Annotated in this window: 23 protein-coding genes and 2 pseudogenes; all 25 read right to left on the minus strand. The window is 34.8% G+C overall.

What is annotated here, in order from left to right; translation table 11 throughout:
• Window positions 1-333: 333 nt before the first annotated feature.
• Window positions 334-603: a hypothetical protein gene (locus KUH03_RS18445; RefSeq protein WP_257095591.1), complete on the minus strand. Its 270-nt coding sequence runs from the start codon at window positions 601-603 to the stop codon at window positions 334-336.
• The gene (locus tag KUH03_RS18450) at window positions 593-1,324 is read right to left on the minus strand and encodes a lipopolysaccharide biosynthesis protein (protein ID WP_257095592.1); all 732 of its coding nucleotides are present in this window, start codon (window positions 1,322-1,324) and stop codon (window positions 593-595) included. The genes KUH03_RS18445 and KUH03_RS18450 overlap by 11 nt, the downstream gene beginning before the upstream one ends.
• Complete coding sequence (locus KUH03_RS18455; protein WP_257095594.1) at window positions 1,263-1,892, minus strand: oligosaccharide flippase family protein; 630 nt, start codon at window positions 1,890-1,892, stop codon at window positions 1,263-1,265. Before KUH03_RS18455 ends, KUH03_RS18450 begins: the two co-directional genes overlap by 62 nt.
• Before the next feature lie 138 nt (window positions 1,893-2,030).
• Window positions 2,031-2,465 carry a hypothetical protein gene (locus tag KUH03_RS18460; protein ID WP_257095602.1) on the minus strand — a complete coding sequence of 145 codons (435 nt, stop codon included), beginning with the start codon at window positions 2,463-2,465 and terminating at the stop codon, window positions 2,031-2,033.
• A complete protein-coding gene (locus KUH03_RS48750; protein ID WP_373564752.1) occupies window positions 2,462-2,647 on the minus strand; it encodes a cytidylyltransferase domain-containing protein in 186 nt (61 codons plus the stop codon). The genes KUH03_RS18460 and KUH03_RS48750 overlap by 4 nt, the downstream gene beginning before the upstream one ends.
• A 139-nt stretch (window positions 2,648-2,786) precedes the next feature.
• Entirely contained in the window at window positions 2,787-3,050 is a 264-nt protein-coding gene (locus tag KUH03_RS18465; RefSeq protein WP_257095604.1) for an exo-alpha-sialidase, read from the minus strand.
• A gap of 29 nt (window positions 3,051-3,079) precedes the next feature.
• Window positions 3,080-3,583: a sialidase family protein gene (locus KUH03_RS18470; RefSeq protein ID WP_257095606.1), complete on the minus strand. Its 504-nt coding sequence runs from the start codon at window positions 3,581-3,583 to the stop codon at window positions 3,080-3,082.
• Complete coding sequence (locus KUH03_RS18475) at window positions 3,541-3,972, minus strand: hypothetical protein (RefSeq protein WP_257095607.1); 432 nt, start codon at window positions 3,970-3,972, stop codon at window positions 3,541-3,543. Before KUH03_RS18475 ends, KUH03_RS18470 begins: the two co-directional genes overlap by 43 nt.
• Before the next feature lies 1 nt (window position 3,973).
• On the minus strand, window positions 3,974-4,081 hold the full coding sequence (locus KUH03_RS48755; protein ID WP_373564826.1) for a hypothetical protein: 108 nt from the start codon (window positions 4,079-4,081) through the stop codon (window positions 3,974-3,976).
• Window positions 4,082-4,098: 17 nt separating this feature from the next.
• Window positions 4,099-4,628 (minus strand): annotated as a pseudogene (locus tag KUH03_RS18480) (sugar phosphate nucleotidyltransferase).
• Complete coding sequence (locus KUH03_RS18485; RefSeq protein ID WP_257095610.1) at window positions 4,616-5,020, minus strand: CBS domain-containing protein; 405 nt, start codon at window positions 5,018-5,020, stop codon at window positions 4,616-4,618. The pseudogene KUH03_RS18480 and the gene KUH03_RS18485 overlap by 13 nt, the downstream one beginning before the upstream one ends.
• A 2-nt stretch (window positions 5,021-5,022) precedes the next feature.
• Window positions 5,023-6,183, minus strand: coding sequence for a UDP-N-acetylglucosamine 2-epimerase (gene neuC, locus KUH03_RS18490; protein ID WP_257095612.1), 1,161 nt, complete (start codon window positions 6,181-6,183; stop codon window positions 5,023-5,025).
• Window positions 6,184-6,651, minus strand: a complete 468-nt coding sequence (locus tag KUH03_RS46115; protein WP_306429628.1) for an N-acetylneuraminate synthase family protein — start codon at window positions 6,649-6,651, stop codon at window positions 6,184-6,186.
• Between the two features lie 19 nt (window positions 6,652-6,670).
• A pseudogene (locus tag KUH03_RS48760) lies at window positions 6,671-7,197 on the minus strand (N-acetylneuraminate synthase family protein).
• A complete protein-coding gene (locus tag KUH03_RS18500) occupies window positions 7,197-7,814 on the minus strand; it encodes an acetyltransferase (RefSeq protein WP_257095614.1) in 618 nt (205 codons plus the stop codon). Before KUH03_RS18500 ends, KUH03_RS48760 begins: the two are co-directional and overlap by 1 nt.
• Window positions 7,815-7,939: 125 nt before the next feature.
• Window positions 7,940-8,263: a DegT/DnrJ/EryC1/StrS family aminotransferase gene (locus KUH03_RS18505; RefSeq protein ID WP_257095623.1), complete on the minus strand. Its 324-nt coding sequence runs from the start codon at window positions 8,261-8,263 to the stop codon at window positions 7,940-7,942.
• Between the two features lie 20 nt (window positions 8,264-8,283).
• Window positions 8,284-8,841: a DegT/DnrJ/EryC1/StrS family aminotransferase gene (locus tag KUH03_RS18510; RefSeq protein WP_257097096.1), complete on the minus strand. Its 558-nt coding sequence runs from the start codon at window positions 8,839-8,841 to the stop codon at window positions 8,284-8,286.
• A 320-nt stretch (window positions 8,842-9,161) separates the two neighbouring features.
• Entirely contained in the window at window positions 9,162-9,422 is a 261-nt protein-coding gene (locus KUH03_RS18515) for a hypothetical protein (RefSeq protein ID WP_257095625.1), read from the minus strand.
• Between the two features lie 29 nt (window positions 9,423-9,451).
• On the minus strand, window positions 9,452-10,039 hold the full coding sequence (locus KUH03_RS18520; RefSeq protein WP_257097098.1) for a polysaccharide biosynthesis protein: 588 nt from the start codon (window positions 10,037-10,039) through the stop codon (window positions 9,452-9,454).
• 236 nt (window positions 10,040-10,275) lie between these two features.
• Window positions 10,276-10,545: a hypothetical protein gene (locus KUH03_RS18525; RefSeq protein ID WP_257095627.1), complete on the minus strand. Its 270-nt coding sequence runs from the start codon at window positions 10,543-10,545 to the stop codon at window positions 10,276-10,278.
• 484 nt (window positions 10,546-11,029) lie between these two features.
• The gene (locus KUH03_RS18530) at window positions 11,030-11,503 is read right to left on the minus strand and encodes a hypothetical protein (protein WP_257095629.1); all 474 of its coding nucleotides are present in this window, start codon (window positions 11,501-11,503) and stop codon (window positions 11,030-11,032) included.
• Between the two features lie 978 nt (window positions 11,504-12,481).
• Window positions 12,482-12,703 carry a hypothetical protein gene (locus KUH03_RS18535; RefSeq protein WP_257095631.1) on the minus strand — a complete coding sequence of 74 codons (222 nt, stop codon included), beginning with the start codon at window positions 12,701-12,703 and terminating at the stop codon, window positions 12,482-12,484.
• A gap of 480 nt (window positions 12,704-13,183) precedes the next feature.
• Complete coding sequence (locus tag KUH03_RS18540; protein ID WP_257095633.1) at window positions 13,184-13,387, minus strand: hypothetical protein; 204 nt, start codon at window positions 13,385-13,387, stop codon at window positions 13,184-13,186.
• Window positions 13,372-14,598: a sugar phosphate nucleotidyltransferase gene (locus KUH03_RS18545; RefSeq protein WP_257095634.1), complete on the minus strand. Its 1,227-nt coding sequence runs from the start codon at window positions 14,596-14,598 to the stop codon at window positions 13,372-13,374. Before KUH03_RS18545 ends, KUH03_RS18540 begins: the two co-directional genes overlap by 16 nt.
• Before the next feature lie 6 nt (window positions 14,599-14,604).
• Complete coding sequence (locus KUH03_RS18550; protein ID WP_257095636.1) at window positions 14,605-15,045, minus strand: adenylyltransferase/cytidyltransferase family protein; 441 nt, start codon at window positions 15,043-15,045, stop codon at window positions 14,605-14,607.
• Between the last annotated feature and the right edge of the window lie 26 nt (window positions 15,046-15,071).

Raw genomic sequence — 15,071 nt, forward strand, 5'->3', positions numbered from 1 at the left:
AAATCAATAGCATTAGGGTATAACACTTTTCGTACCAATGGTGAACGTAAGTGATCAACAAAGTCATTTTTAAATGTTAAAACATTTTTCCTTTTAGGAATTTTCCATTTTTATATTTGTCAATGTCATAAACATAAATGTTATTTGTAAACTTACTTCCACCGTGAAAATCCTGGTGACCGGTGAGCCTATAAAACAATTTGATAAAATAACTCTTTATTTTTCCTAACCCAAAACTGACTCCAAGATTTCGTTCAGTAACTGATCTAATATTACTTATATAAGTTCCCTCACCTTCTTCATAGACATTAATATTGATATTTTTAAACCTTTTTAAAAATGAAGTTTTACTATAACCGTAATCACTATCAATAAATAGATTCGAATATTTTTTACATCAACAGACTTGAACGCCTGCTCATATGTAGAAAAAACCTCTACCTTTTCCCAATAATCAATCTGAGATGCTCTATTGGCTAAAATATTCGAATCTTTAAAAGAATCAATCACTATTAAGTGCTTATTATTAGCATCATCAATATTTGTAACATTAAAATACTGAAGAGGCTTTGAAATAAAATACAAACTATGATTATTTTTCATTTATATTATTTTTAATCCAATATTTCCAAGGCATATCAATAGCTTTTATTGCAGCAAACATCACCGCAATAAAGTTAATAAAGCTAATGACAACAGACGAATAGGCCGCTCCAATGGCTCCTAAATAATCGACAAGCACATAGCTTAAAGTTACCTGTAGAATTGAACATGTTATTGTAATTGTTGCTAATAATTTGGTTTTATTCGTGAAAAACAAATAATTAACGAATAACAAATAAAATCCTTGAAAAGCTTGTGATATAATAGCCCAAATAATGAAATCTTTTGATTCAAGATATTTTGATGAGAAAAGATTTCGAATCAAAATATCGGAGAAAAAAAGAAAAAACACGGCTAACAGTGCATAGGCAATTAAGCAGATATATGTTAACTTAACGAGTTTCAATTTGTTACTATATAATATATTGGCATCAGCTTCACTAAGATTTTTATATAAAAATGGAACAAAAGCATTATTAAATGCCATAGTAATAAAAGAAATAAACACTCCAAACTGAAAACCAGTTGCGTATAACCCCGTATAATATTCATTAACAAGTCGTGTAATGATTATTCTGTCAGCCCCAGCTCTAAGCCAAATACTTAGAGCATGTGGAATTAAAGGAATACCAAAAAGTAAAATCCCTTTAATAACGCTTTTACTGATTGAAAATTTTAAATAGTTTCTTCGAAATAAAAAAAAAAAGACTAAACAAACCATATAAAATAGTCGAAATCAATATTCCATCAACTCTTCCTGTCCATCCTTGTTTTAGAACTACTACAAGTAATAGAGAAATCAAAATATTGACTACTGTTTGAGAAATCTCATAAAAGCCATACTGGAACGGACGTTCCTCGAGACGCCACAATGTCAAATTTAGAGTAGTAATAACAGAAAATAATGCAGAAATAACAGTTAATATTTGATATTTAATGTCAATTTTAAACCAGTCAAAAATTACCCCATTAAATACCGTAATCATTAATAACATGACAATTGAAGCAACCAATGACAATAGTAATCCGTTAAATACAAAAATTTTAAGATTATCTTTATTCATCGAAAAGTAACGTGCACTGACAGCTCCGTCAAATCCTACATTTGCAAAAATCACAAAAATAGCAAATAACACGTTAAAATTTGCTACTATCCCAAATTGGGCTGGAAGAAGGTAATAACTTAAAACTGGCAAAATTAAGAATGGAACAGCTTTATTTATTGCACTACCGAAAGTATAAATAAGCGTGGATTTTAATAATTTATGCCTTAACAAACTTTTTATCATCGATATTTTAAATATGCTTTTTAGTAGAGACAACTCTAACTAAAATCTTGTTACGGGACAGATTTGATTATAGCTCCTTTTGCAACTACTACATTGTAACCAATAGTACCGCATTTATAGTATTTGAAAACAGTTTATTTAAACATTTCTCCTCATTAGAAATTCACAGTAATCAAAATCTTCTTGAGTATCAATATCAATTGAACTTTGCAAATCCATGATATATCCGTAAGTGTTATCCGTATAAAGGGAATTACTTTCTAATATACTTGATTTGAACATGTACATAGCTCCATTAGGGATATATGTAGGTATATAATTCTGCCTACTCAAAGAATCACCTTCGTTAAAAAGATTCTCGACCAATCCATCATTATTAATACGCTTGTTCCAATAAATCGGATGTTGCTCTTTTACAAATGAAATTAAGGATTTGACATTTGTATCATGGAAAATTTCAAATGCTTGTTTAATATGGACTTCATTTCTTAGAGGGCTAGTTGGTTGCAGTACCGCAACATTATTATAAACATCGTTTCTATCTTCAAACCAGGTAATAGTATGTTTTATCACATCAATAGATGATGCCTCATCAGTAGCAAGATCACTGGGGCGTATAAAGGGATGTTTGCTCCGTATTCTTTGGCAATTCTTGCAATTTCCACGCAATCAGTATTTACAATAACTTGTTCAAAAACATTTGAGTTTATAGCAGCTTCTATTGTGTGAGCAATCAAAGGCTTTCCATTAAGCATCCGAATGTTTTTTCCAGGAAGTCCTTTCGACCCCCTCTAGCGGGAATTATCGCAATCATTCTATTATTTTTAGATTTCAAAATTATATCAAATAAATACTACAGTCCCATTTTCATAAACAGCTTACTTTAAAGTATAATTATTTAAGTGAGCTTAATTTAACTTTGGACATTTTAATTGCAAAAGAAGATGTTTTATTATCCCTTTCATTATACGCAAAATACGCATATTCGTTATCAAACTCTATTGCGACATACGCATAATCCTTGACAGAATTATTAAAAGGCTCCAAGTTTAGCAATTTAGTCCAGTTTCGCCCGCCATCCGAACTAATAGCCAATGCAAGCGGACTCCTATTCCCACCATGTGTCGAAACATTTAATTGACTGTCATTCCAGACCATAAGCAACTTATCTGTACCTGGTATCCTTTTTATTGTTTGTGGAGATGAAGGGAATTAATATTACTCTCTTCCAGGCGCCAAGTTTGTCCCAAATCAAAACTCCTTGCAAAAAGTACTTTGCCTTTATCTGTTCTTATATTATATAGTAATTCTTTGTTCTTAATGAATGTCAAACCTGGCTCCAATAAATCATACTGAGGGGACTTAATAGCTTTAGACTTTTTCCAAGATTTCCCATAATCCTCACTATAATAGTAAAAAATCGCCAAGCTAGTCTTCCCTTTCAAATAACTTTTCATCGTACCTCCATCTGGGATACAAACGGGCAAATAAATAGTTTTTCCAACTAAAATTGCTCTTGAATTATTAATAATCTGGTATCCCTGATTATCCCCATAAATCGTTCTTGGGACACTCCACGTTTTTCCATTGTCGTCAGAATTTTCCACCTTCAAATCGATGCGGTCATCACTGTACTTTACCAGATAAATTAACAATAGTTTACTCCCATCAATACGCAAAATAGATGGCATTGATGAATTAATGGCCCCAGGAAAAGGGGTTGATGTATAATTACCTTCTCTCCAAGTTTTCCCTTGTCAAAACTCAGCAACTTAATCAAATCAGCATTTGCGAAGTCTTGAATATTGGCTACGCTTGATTTTGCCACCATCATCAACGAAGTATCATTCAGTTTGATTATTTCGGGATATGCATAATTATAACCTTTATATTGTCCCTCTGTTAATAAATATGTTTTTTCAACTTTAATTTCTTTTAAGCCATCTTTTATATTGATTTTTAACCCGTCATTTGGAATATCTACATCATATTCTAAATCGATTTCAAGAGGATCTTTCTTACTGCAGGAATTAAATATAAAACTCATGCAAAACAATAATAAAACAATTCTAATTTTCATTTTATAATTTTATATGTTTAATATCTTCTTGAGCTTTTTTAAAATCATCATGCTTGCCAATGTCCAACCAATAACCATTTATTGGATAGGTAATAAGTTTCAGATTCATTTCAATCACTCTATTTATCAAGTCAGTAATATCAAAAACTTATCCTCCGGAATCATCTTTAATAGTTCCCTTTTTATAATATAAATACCAGCATTTGAAAAATAGGTATATCTCGGCTTTTCTTTTAGCGATTTAACAATATTAGACTCATTAACTTCTAAGACACCATAAGGAATATCCACTTGGTAAGATGTTGCAGCTACTGCCATATCAGATTCGGAATCCTTATAAGTTTTGAAAAAATCAGCATAGTCGATATTTGTCAAAAGATCGCTATTCATTACGATAATATCATCATGCTCAAAATGCTCTACCAATAAAATCGAGCCAATAGTACCTAAAGGTTTATCTTCACGCACATATCTTATATTCAAGTTGCGATCATTGCCATCACCAAAATATTCAACCAGTTGGTCTCCCAAGTAATTAATACTTAGGTTTACATTTTTTATTCCTACTTTTTTAACCGATCTATATTATATTCGATAATAGGTTTTTCTCCAACCTTTAAAAGTGGTTTTGGTGTTGTCTCTGTTAGAGGTCGCAAACGCTTTCCTTCTCCCCTGCCATCAAAACTGCATCCGCAGGAATTATAGTTGATTGAATTCTAAAATTAAGTATATCGACAATTACATGATCCTCGTTGACAATTGGAACGACTTTAAAATGGTTAGCTTTAAAAATCTCCAATTTATCTAAACTATAACTCTTCTCGAGAATATACTTGGGTGAACTTTGAATAAAATCAACAAGTTGATGATTAAAGTCCAGCCCCTTGATAAAAACCCTTCGCAGGTCGCCGTCGGTTAGGGATCCTAATAATTTGTTGTGATCATCGACAACAAATAGGATCGCATCCGAAGCCAAGCTATCAAGCTTTATGAGTGCTTCCCGAACCGATCGAGATTGAAGAATAGTATGTCTTTCAACTATATTCATATTTAAATGGCTATGTTATGAAATTTCTTTATTTTTAAATCACCCCACTCTAACTGTGAGAGTATTTGAACAATTTTATCTGAAGTACCGCCTTCTCCATAGGGATTTTGGACATTCATAAGTAACTTTTTGAAGCCATCATCTTTAACAGTTTTGAAGCATCTTAAAACATCATTAAATTCTACATTACAGTTCAGAATACTATCAGCTTGTGTTCGACCTCTTTGGCGGTCCCCGATATTTATTGTTGCCGTACGTAGAGAAGGAGCTTCGATGATCCCGCTGGAACTATTTCCAACAATAGCATCGCAGATCTTAACCACCGACAGAAATCTTAAACTGCCTAAAGAATCATATGCAGAAGCCACGTTACTGTTTTCAAGCACGAATTTATCAATCATTTGATTGATAATCCGTCCATTGGTATCAGCATTTGCTTTTGTGAAAATAAAATAACTATTCTTTTGTTGGCGTATAGCCTGCAATAAAATCTCAAATTGCTCTTCTGAACTCATATCAGACAATGTCTCAGGATGGAATGTAACTTGGAAATTATATTTCTTAAATTTAATTCCGAGATTTTCTTCCAGTTCCTCCCGATTCAGTAGTGGAAGCTCAACAATATTATCTAAACCAATGGCACCTACGTTATAGACTTTGTTAGGATTCTCTCCCATTTGGATTAATCTTTGACGGTATTCTTCCGTTGACGTAAAATGAACTGCACTCAACTTACTTACAGCATGCCTGATCGCATCATCATACGCCCCTTCTGTGATTTCACCACCATGCAAATGGATAATAGGAATAGTAAAAATTGTAGCGGCGGCGGCTATAGATAACATTTCATATCGATCTCCCAACAGGACTACTGCATCAGGAACAAAGCGATTAAATAAGTCTGCGAATCCCATCTGTGCTACCCCCATAGATTTTACGATACCTGATGGTGTATCCGATGAGAGCAACATTTCAACCTTCTCGTCTATACTAAAACCATCTGCTTCAATAAATCGATATGTTAAACCGAATTCGGGAGACAAATGAGCACCTGTAACTACAACCTGTAATTTGAATTGATTACTTTCCTTTAATTTATGCATTAACGGTTTTAACAAACCGTACTCTGCCCTAGTTGCTGTTATTATACAAATCTTTTTCATCTATATTTGAATAAGATCATCTTCTTCAAAGTTTTGTTTAGCAATCTTTCCAACAACCTCATCCCAACGCATTGGAGAAATACCAGATCCAGGGCGTTTTACAGTAAGGTTCTCTTCAGAAAAAACTTCACCTTTCTTTATCGCTACTTTTGCCACAATACTTTTTCGTGCGATTGCAATATTTTTCTTCTCTGATTCACTAGGCTCTTTCAATCCAGATCCAGAAATAGCTTGCTCTATATTTCTTATTGCTAAAACCATAGCTTTCAATTCGCTCGGTTCCAACGAAGCAGCATGGTCAGGCCCTTCCATATACTTGTCTAAAGTAAAATGCTTTTCTATAACACGGGCACCTAAAGCAACCGCTGCAATCGGTACTTCTATACCAAGAGTATGATCGGAATAACCTATTTCAGTATCGAATGTGTTTCCAATATGCAACATCGCCTTCATGTTAACATCTTGCATTGGAGTCGGGTACTCTGTATTACAATGCAAGATTGTAATATCTTCTTTTTAATACCTTCTTTTTAAAAACATCAATAGCTAAACGAATATCTTCCAAAGTGCTCATTCCAGTAGATAGAATTACTTTATTAAACAACTTTGCTACCATACGAAGATAGGGTAAATTTGTAATTTCCCCTGATGGCACTTTCACTAAAGCTAAACCTATATCTTTCAAATATTGTAAAGAGTCCAGATCAAATGCTGTAGAAAAGAAATTAACATTCTTTTGATTACAATACTGAATCAGCTGTTCATGATCATCATGCGAAAGCTCTAACTTTTTCAACATATCCAACTGCGAATCCTTTTCATCCTTTGTATTCTGGATTTGATAATCCGCTTTTTTGCAGACTTCGCTACTAGCTTATCAGCTTTAAAGGTTTGAAATTTCACATAGTCAACACCTGCATCGACAGCTGCATCTACTAACCTGAAAGCATTTTCTAAACTTCCATTGTGATTAACTCCCGCTTCTGCAATAATTATAACTCTATTATTCTTCATTATCTTAATTTTTTTGCGGGATTCCCGACCCAAACTTCGCCAGTTGGTATATTATTCAAAACCACACTTCCTGCACCGATTATCACATTATCGCCAATGATTATCCCTTGTTTAATAACTGCATTTGCACCAATGAATGTATTTTTTCCAATTGCTACCTGCCCCGCTAATACGGATCCTGGCGCTAAATGGACATTATTACCGATCCGACATTCATGTTCCACAATAGCTCCTGAGTTAATAATGCAACAATCACCTATCTGCACCAGAGCATTTACAATAGTTTGCGGCCCTATATAAATACCGTGCCCTAATTGTACGAAATTTGCAATAGTAGAAGTAGGATGAATAACATTCAGGATCTTTTTCCCATTGGCAATAATTCTAGACGAAATCTTTTCTCGAATATTATTATCTCCTATTCCCAAAATATAGCTATCGGCAAGATTCCAGTCAAATATCGCACCCGATTCGTTACCGATATATTGCAAATCAAAAGGATTCTCGTCTTTTTCAAACAAATCACTATAGAATTGAACCGGTAAGTCGTTTTTCAAACAAGCATCCAATACGACATAAGAATGTCCAGAATATCCTATAATTGCAATTCTATCCATTTTATTATCTAACACTACTAGGGACATTGACTATCCGTTCTTCTAAAAATTCAGCATTTTTTGTTCATCACGCTGAAAATTTAAATACATAGGTAAACGATGCATTAAATTCCAGATTGGACGTGTCATAATTCCGGCTTCATTTGTATATTCAAGGAAATGCTCCTTTCTATTTTATTCTCCAATTCAACACACATCAACCAGTAATTAGCTTTTGCTTCTGGCAATTCTTCCCTGAATTTTATACCCAAACCCCGAAATAGATTGGCATACCCTTCTGCTAAATCTCTTTTATCTGCCAAAAAACCATCTAATTCTTCTAATTGGGCACAAGCTAATGCTGCATTTAAGTTTGGCATCCTAAAGTTATACCCTAATTCATCATGAAAAAACTCATATGGATGCGGTCTTTTCGCGGTTGTGGTTAAATATTTTGCATGTTTTCCCAACTCAGCATCATTCGTTACGATTACTCCTCCCCTCCGGAAGTAACGGTCTTATTTCCATTGAAAGAAAAACCGCTAATAAGCCCCATAGAGCCCGTATGTTTTCCTTTGTAATAACTTCCTAGAGATTCCGCAGCATCTTCAACTAAGGGGATCTGCCACTTCTTGCAAACAGCAAGCAGTTCATCAAGATGTACAGGAAAGCCAAACGTATGCATAGGCATACATGCTGCAATTCTCTTTCCCGTGGATTTGTTATAACAACCGTCCTCACGAATTTCTCCGTATTGCTCTAAGAATGCTTCTACGGCTTTAGGAGACAGTCCCATGGTATCTAAGTCAACGTCAATAAAAACTGGCACTGCTTGATTGTACATAATAGCATTGGCCGTAGCAATAAAAGTCAATGCTTGGGTAATAACTTCGTCACCTGCTTTGACACCAGCTAACCTTAACGCAACTTGCAAAGAGGAAGTCCCATTAACAACCGCAACCGCTTTATTTGTTTGGGTAAATGTTTGCATCATCTGCTCAAACTGATCTACATAAGCACCTACCGAAGATACAAATGTAGAGTCAATAGTATCTAAAACATATTTTTTTCATTTCCACGAAATCTAGGTTCATGCAATGGAATGAATTTATCAGTTTTGTATTGCTCCTTACAAATGAAATAAGTTGATTTATGTTTTCCATTTTTTACATTTTTGCATCTAAATACTTTCCTGTTTCTTTATGACCAAAATCAGGAATCATCTGATTAAAGAGCTCTACGATTTCCTCTTTCCCCATGTCCCAGAATTTCTCATTGCATTAATTGTATCCTCAAATAAATTGATCTTATCGACATCCTCATTAAGTGCGTTTTTTATGACTCCGAGATTTTCGAAACGCTCCATATCTAAAGTTTCTGTCGAAGTAAAGAATTCTTCAAAATCCTTCTCCCCGTGGTATCACTTTTCGTAAAGAGGCATGGCCATTTCCCCTCTAAAGGTAGGCTATCGATCAATGCTCTAGCTTCCTCTTCGTTCTCGCATAAATATGGCTCGTAACCTATTTCTTTCAAATATTGGACAGCAATCTCAGCAAAAGTAATGAGGTGAAGGTTTTCGCTTAATTTTGGGAAAAAGATATCACGGTTTTCACCAAAGACACATGACATGAGACATAACTCACCGGATTCTTTTGGTATTACAAAATACCTTTTAATATCATTAGAGCAACTATAGGTTGACGCTTCTCTATACGCTTATTAAAACCATGTAATAGAGAACCATCGGAAAAAGCGACATTAGCAAAGCGAGCTGTTGAGATATCTATTTCCTTGCTTCTACGCATTAGAAACATTTCCATAATTCGCTTAGAGGCTCCCATCATGTTAACTGGGTTTGCAGCTTTATCGGTAGAAACACAAAAATATTTTTTAACACCCTTCTCAATGGATTGTTGAATTGTCTTATCTGTATTAAAGATATTGACATTAATCATCCTCATCAAGGTATAAGGATCTTTTTCACTCCGTACATGCTTCAATGCAGATAAATTCAATACGTAATCATAATCTCCATCTGCATTCCAAAAAGCATCGTATTCTGTAGAACCAATATCTAGTGCAAAAGTCTGAAAATCTCCATCTATATATCCAAAGCTACTTCGAATATCACGAACAAGCTCCACCATATTATTTTCGCTAATATCGACAACATGCAACTTCTTAGGGTTTCTCTTGAAAATCTCTTTTGTCGTCGCCGATCCTATGGATCCCGCTCCTCCAATCACCAAAAATTTAGACGAACTAACAATTTCAGTTAGTTTTTTTCATGCTGTTCAATGTCATTATTGAACAACTCTTGATTTCTTCCAATTAATTTTAAAATATCCATACGTATAATCTACGATCAATAATTGTCTATTCAAAAATGCCCTGCATCCAAAACACAGCACATACCCTATTTGCACCTTGCCCTTAATAAGTTCCTTACTCCCTAATCTTCATTCGTAGAAAACATCTACTTTCATTTTACCGGATAGGCTTTGCTATTGTTGTCGAATAAAACAATGCGATGCCCAACAAACTCATCGAAATTAACAATGATTTTCTTTTTTAATTTCTTCCCAACTTTATCCGCTAACTGCAATAAATATGCCTGATTTAAATTATTGCCCCAAATTAATACTTCTATATTCCCTGAGTCTATTCCTTCGGCATAATTTCCAACCAAGCTAACTTCCTGAATATCTCCCGCTTTTTGTAAAATAAACTCAACAATATTATCTATTCCCAAATAGGTGTGAATTAATTTTGTAAAGGCTTAAATAAGGAATGTTTGGTATTAGCTCGGTATACTATCTTATTCTTATCTGTACTTTTTCTAAATACCCGGCCTCAGACAATTGATTCAGTTCCTTTCGAATTGCATTAGTTGATTCCTGAAATTCATCTGCCAATCCACGCAAATGTCCTTGATTACTTGCTGACACAAAAACTTGATCAATAATTTGAGACGAGTCTTGGATGTAATCAATGATTCTAACATTGGCACTGTTTTAATGAGTAACAAAAGTACTCAATACCATTTACTTCTGCAAATGAAGAAATTGTTAATTAACAGAAGCTGCATTTACATTTAAACCTTAATCAGCTCAAACACTTAATTAACAGCTTCTAAAAATTAAAATTCACGTGGAACATCAACCCAAATGAACATAAAATTGGGCACCCTGTTATGAGGTACCCTTAAAAATAAAACAAGTACTATTATCAACCAATCAAGCTTCAGTTTTTTTATATAAGTCCGTTATAGATAAAGTTGTCGTAAATGACTCCGGCCTCCTTTCCTCAAAATTTAGAACTCCAGAAACATTTACACGTCTACCTGTTAGGTCTTCAATCTTTGCGGTTCGCTTGTTTACCTTAAAACGAACGGAAACATCGGATCGCCTATTGCCTTCCCGTTCAAATGGAATAACCAAAATCTGCTCAAGATTTACGTCCAAAGCGGAATGTAATGGTCTTACTTTTCGGATAACAATATTCTTTAATCTATCATCACTACGTTCAGCTTTAAAGATAAATACCCCACTTCGGACATTTCTATCCCCACTATACTGTCCTGGGCGCTCCTGAAACATATAGCTAACGGTCATTCCAACGCTTCTATTAAATCGTTGTTTCTGCTGTTTCTTCTTCCAGAAAAAACAAATCCCTAAAAATAAAATAATAAGTATGGCTATGGTCATCATATCATGATGTTGGTTAAAATTAAACAACTAAGTGCTACACATATAGCGTTTTTTTCACTCACCAAATATCTGATATTACTGTTAATTCAATATTAAATCGGCAGGGACAAAAAAAGGACATTTTGCAACATGTTAAAATTCAACAGAATAGCCTCATTTATTTATGCGCCATAAGAGAAATAATAGTATCCATATACGATAGCTAGCTTAAAAAGTTTCAGATTCTCAACACTTAAATGTCCTAGATCAGCAACTCTATCTCGGAAGGAGCTGCAACAAAAAGAAAATTTTCGACTTCCGAATATTTATCGGTAAAAAAAAAGAGTCAAGATTAAAGGTATTTAGAAAATGCTATCTGAAGACGAAAACATAAAAAATTTATCTGCTAAAAATGAATGGATGGCAGGGAAGACCTGACCCAGAGATATAGGATCGACCGAATGTAAACTGATAAAAGCAGGCCAAAATTGGCCTGCCAAAAATTAAATTATTGCTTACTACTACTTATGAATAATTTTAGCCTGATAAGTAGAAAAACTAAAATACTTCTCAGCATCACGATATGTCTTTGCGACTCTTTCGTAACTAGCAATCGGTACGAGTTTAACCATGTAAATTAATGACGTCTGTTCATCTAAGAAATCTCCTCTCCATTCTTTAAGTTTTGCTCTCATGTAATATTTAAGGGTAAATCCTTTTCAATTGATTCAGCGATGTAATACATATCAACATCATATATATATTTATATAGGACGCCTGAATAATCTATAGATGATTGTCTTCTTCCATCCATTAACAGCCACTTTCGCATAGTTTCCGGTGTTTCATTCGAGCCCTTGGAAATGTTCGTCCAATAGAATTCCGCATGCGAGTTCTTACCTTTCAAATCAATTACATATGTTTTTGTTTCCGCAGAGTATGCTGTATCGTTTAGAACCTTATAATTATTATGAAAGTCGGGTCTTATAAATATTATTTTCACACCCAAATCGGGAGACAAATTTGTCGGGGTCCCCATCCTCCAGCAGTCTTCGGTCCGAATAATTCTAAATTCGTCTTATTTAAAAAATAGTCTCCAATGTTTCCCTGACTAATTCCAGGCGCAGAAATTCCACTAAGTAGACTAACCCCTTTTTCACCTTTAGGACCTTCTTCGCCTTTTTCACCCTTTTCACCTTTTAAATTAAAAATGAACCCCACCCTGCATCGGTTTTGGGCCCATATAAATTTCCATTTATAAGATCTAAATAATAATCTCCAATCTTCCCAGTAGTGATATGTGGACTGCCCGGACCACTATAAATAAGACTCCCATCTTTACCTGGGATACCTTGCTCTCCTTGCGGACCTATCTCTCCATCTTTTGCACATCCTAGCACAAAAACATAGCTACAAACAACAATAAAGTTTTCATAAAATGTTTTAATTTTAGTTTATCAAAATTACCTAATTTCACTATTAATTAGCAACTATATTTATTCTTGCCAATTAATAGTGAAAAAAGATTATTCCACCAAAAATAGATTAATACATTCAAAAACAAACGTTAAAACAGTGTACTAATAGAAAAAATTGTTTTATGAATCCAATAATAAGCACTAATCCAGTATTTTTCACCTTTTGCAAATCTAGCGACCAATACTAAATAACGTATAAAAATTATCCCTACACTTTAGTCAATCAATTTGGATTGATGACGTTCAAGTGTATTGTATATTTTTTGACATCTTGGGACTTTTCTTTCTGCAGCACCAGAATAGCGTCTTTGGTGTGCACCAGAATACTATCGCGTAGACCAACAAAAGCGGTATAAATATCCGTACCAATCACCATATTTCCGTTTTCGTCCACTGGATGCCCCGTTTGTTTCAAATAATCGTACATCGATTCAAAGGACCCCAGATCTGACCATTGAAAACTCGTCGCAACAACACGTATCTTTTGGAACGTTCCATCACAGCATAATCAATGGAAATGGAAGGAATCTCTTTAGACAATTGCAAATCCAATTCTCCATCTTTACGATGCTGCCAGGCATTAAAAGCTGTTGCATATACTTTGGGCTCAAAGGTCTGAAGTTCGGAAAGAAATGTATCCGCTCGAAAACAGAACATACCCGAATTCCAAAGAAAGTTACCCCGCTCGATAAAATCTTCCGCAGTATCCTGGTTCGGTTTCTCGCGAAAAGACAACACCTTATCATCCTTATATTCGATATAACCATACCCTGTCTCAGGACGGGTTGGCTGTATACCAAATGTAACGATATAACCTTTGTTCGCTTTTTCTATCCCAGCCTTGATCGCTTCTGCATATGCCTGCTCACCGACAATCACATGATCAGAAGGTGTTACGATCAATATATCATCAGGCTGTGCAGCAAAGGCAGCAAAGGCAATAGCAGCCGCAGTATTCCGTGGAGTCGCCTCCACAATATCGATGTAATCCACTTTGTTGTTTTCCATGACTTCGCGGCTTAAGCTATGATTATCACAGTTACCTACCACAATGACCTGGCCACACAACGACTGATTCCGTTTAATAGTCATCTCAAACAAAGACCCCTCTTTGAATAAAGAAAGATATTGTTTTGGGTAACTTTTGCGTGAAAGAGGCCATAAACGACTTCCTACTCCTCCTGTTAGTACCACATGGATAATTGAACTCATAATATTATTTTTTTCTGCTTCTTTATCCGCCACAACTTTACGTAAGCCCGCACTTGAAAAACGATGTGTACGCCTATTATAATAAATTTCGATATTTTCTTCTACACAATATGATCTACCGGTAAAATCAGTATCCCGATATTCCTCACCAATAATACGAACCTGAATCGGTAAAGCCTTAATCATATCGATAAGATCTTGTTCAGTTTCGTATGGAATGATTTCATCCACATAACGACACCCTTCTAATTGAATATAACGTTCAACGATGGTTTGAGTTGGCTTTGCCTTTTCCGGGAACACCTCAGATGGATCTGTATTGAGCCCGACAATCAAATAATCACAGTGTCGCTTGGCCTCTTCCAACATCATGATATGCCCAGCATGCAACAGATCGAATACACCAAAAGTAATTCCTATTTTCATCTTTCTTTAAATAGATTTTAAAACTGTTTCTTCATTTGAATTAGCATCCGCTACAATCTTACGCAAGCCTGAGCTGGAAAAACGATGGTCACGACTATTGAAATACAACTCAACCCCTTTTTCTTCACAATAAGATCGACCGGTAAAATTTTTTTCACGATATTCATCGCCTACAATACGTACATCAATCTTAAATGAACGAAGAATATCTTCTAGGTCCTGTTCAGTGGCATAAGGTACAATCTGATCTACATATTTGCATCCTTTAAGTTGAATATACCGCTCTACAACAGTCTGCGCCGGTTTGTTTTTCTCTGGGCGATCTAGAGTTGGATCAGTCTGCAAACCACAAATTAGAAAATCGCATTGACGCTTAGCATCTTCAAGCATTTTGATATGTCCGGCATGCAGCAAATCAAATGCGCTAAAGGTAATACCAATACGCATATTCTTGGCTGGGATAGTTATCATAA

This window comes from Sphingobacterium sp. E70, assembly GCF_019285695.1.
Lineage (GTDB): Bacteria > Bacteroidota > Bacteroidia > Sphingobacteriales > Sphingobacteriaceae > Sphingobacterium > Sphingobacterium detergens.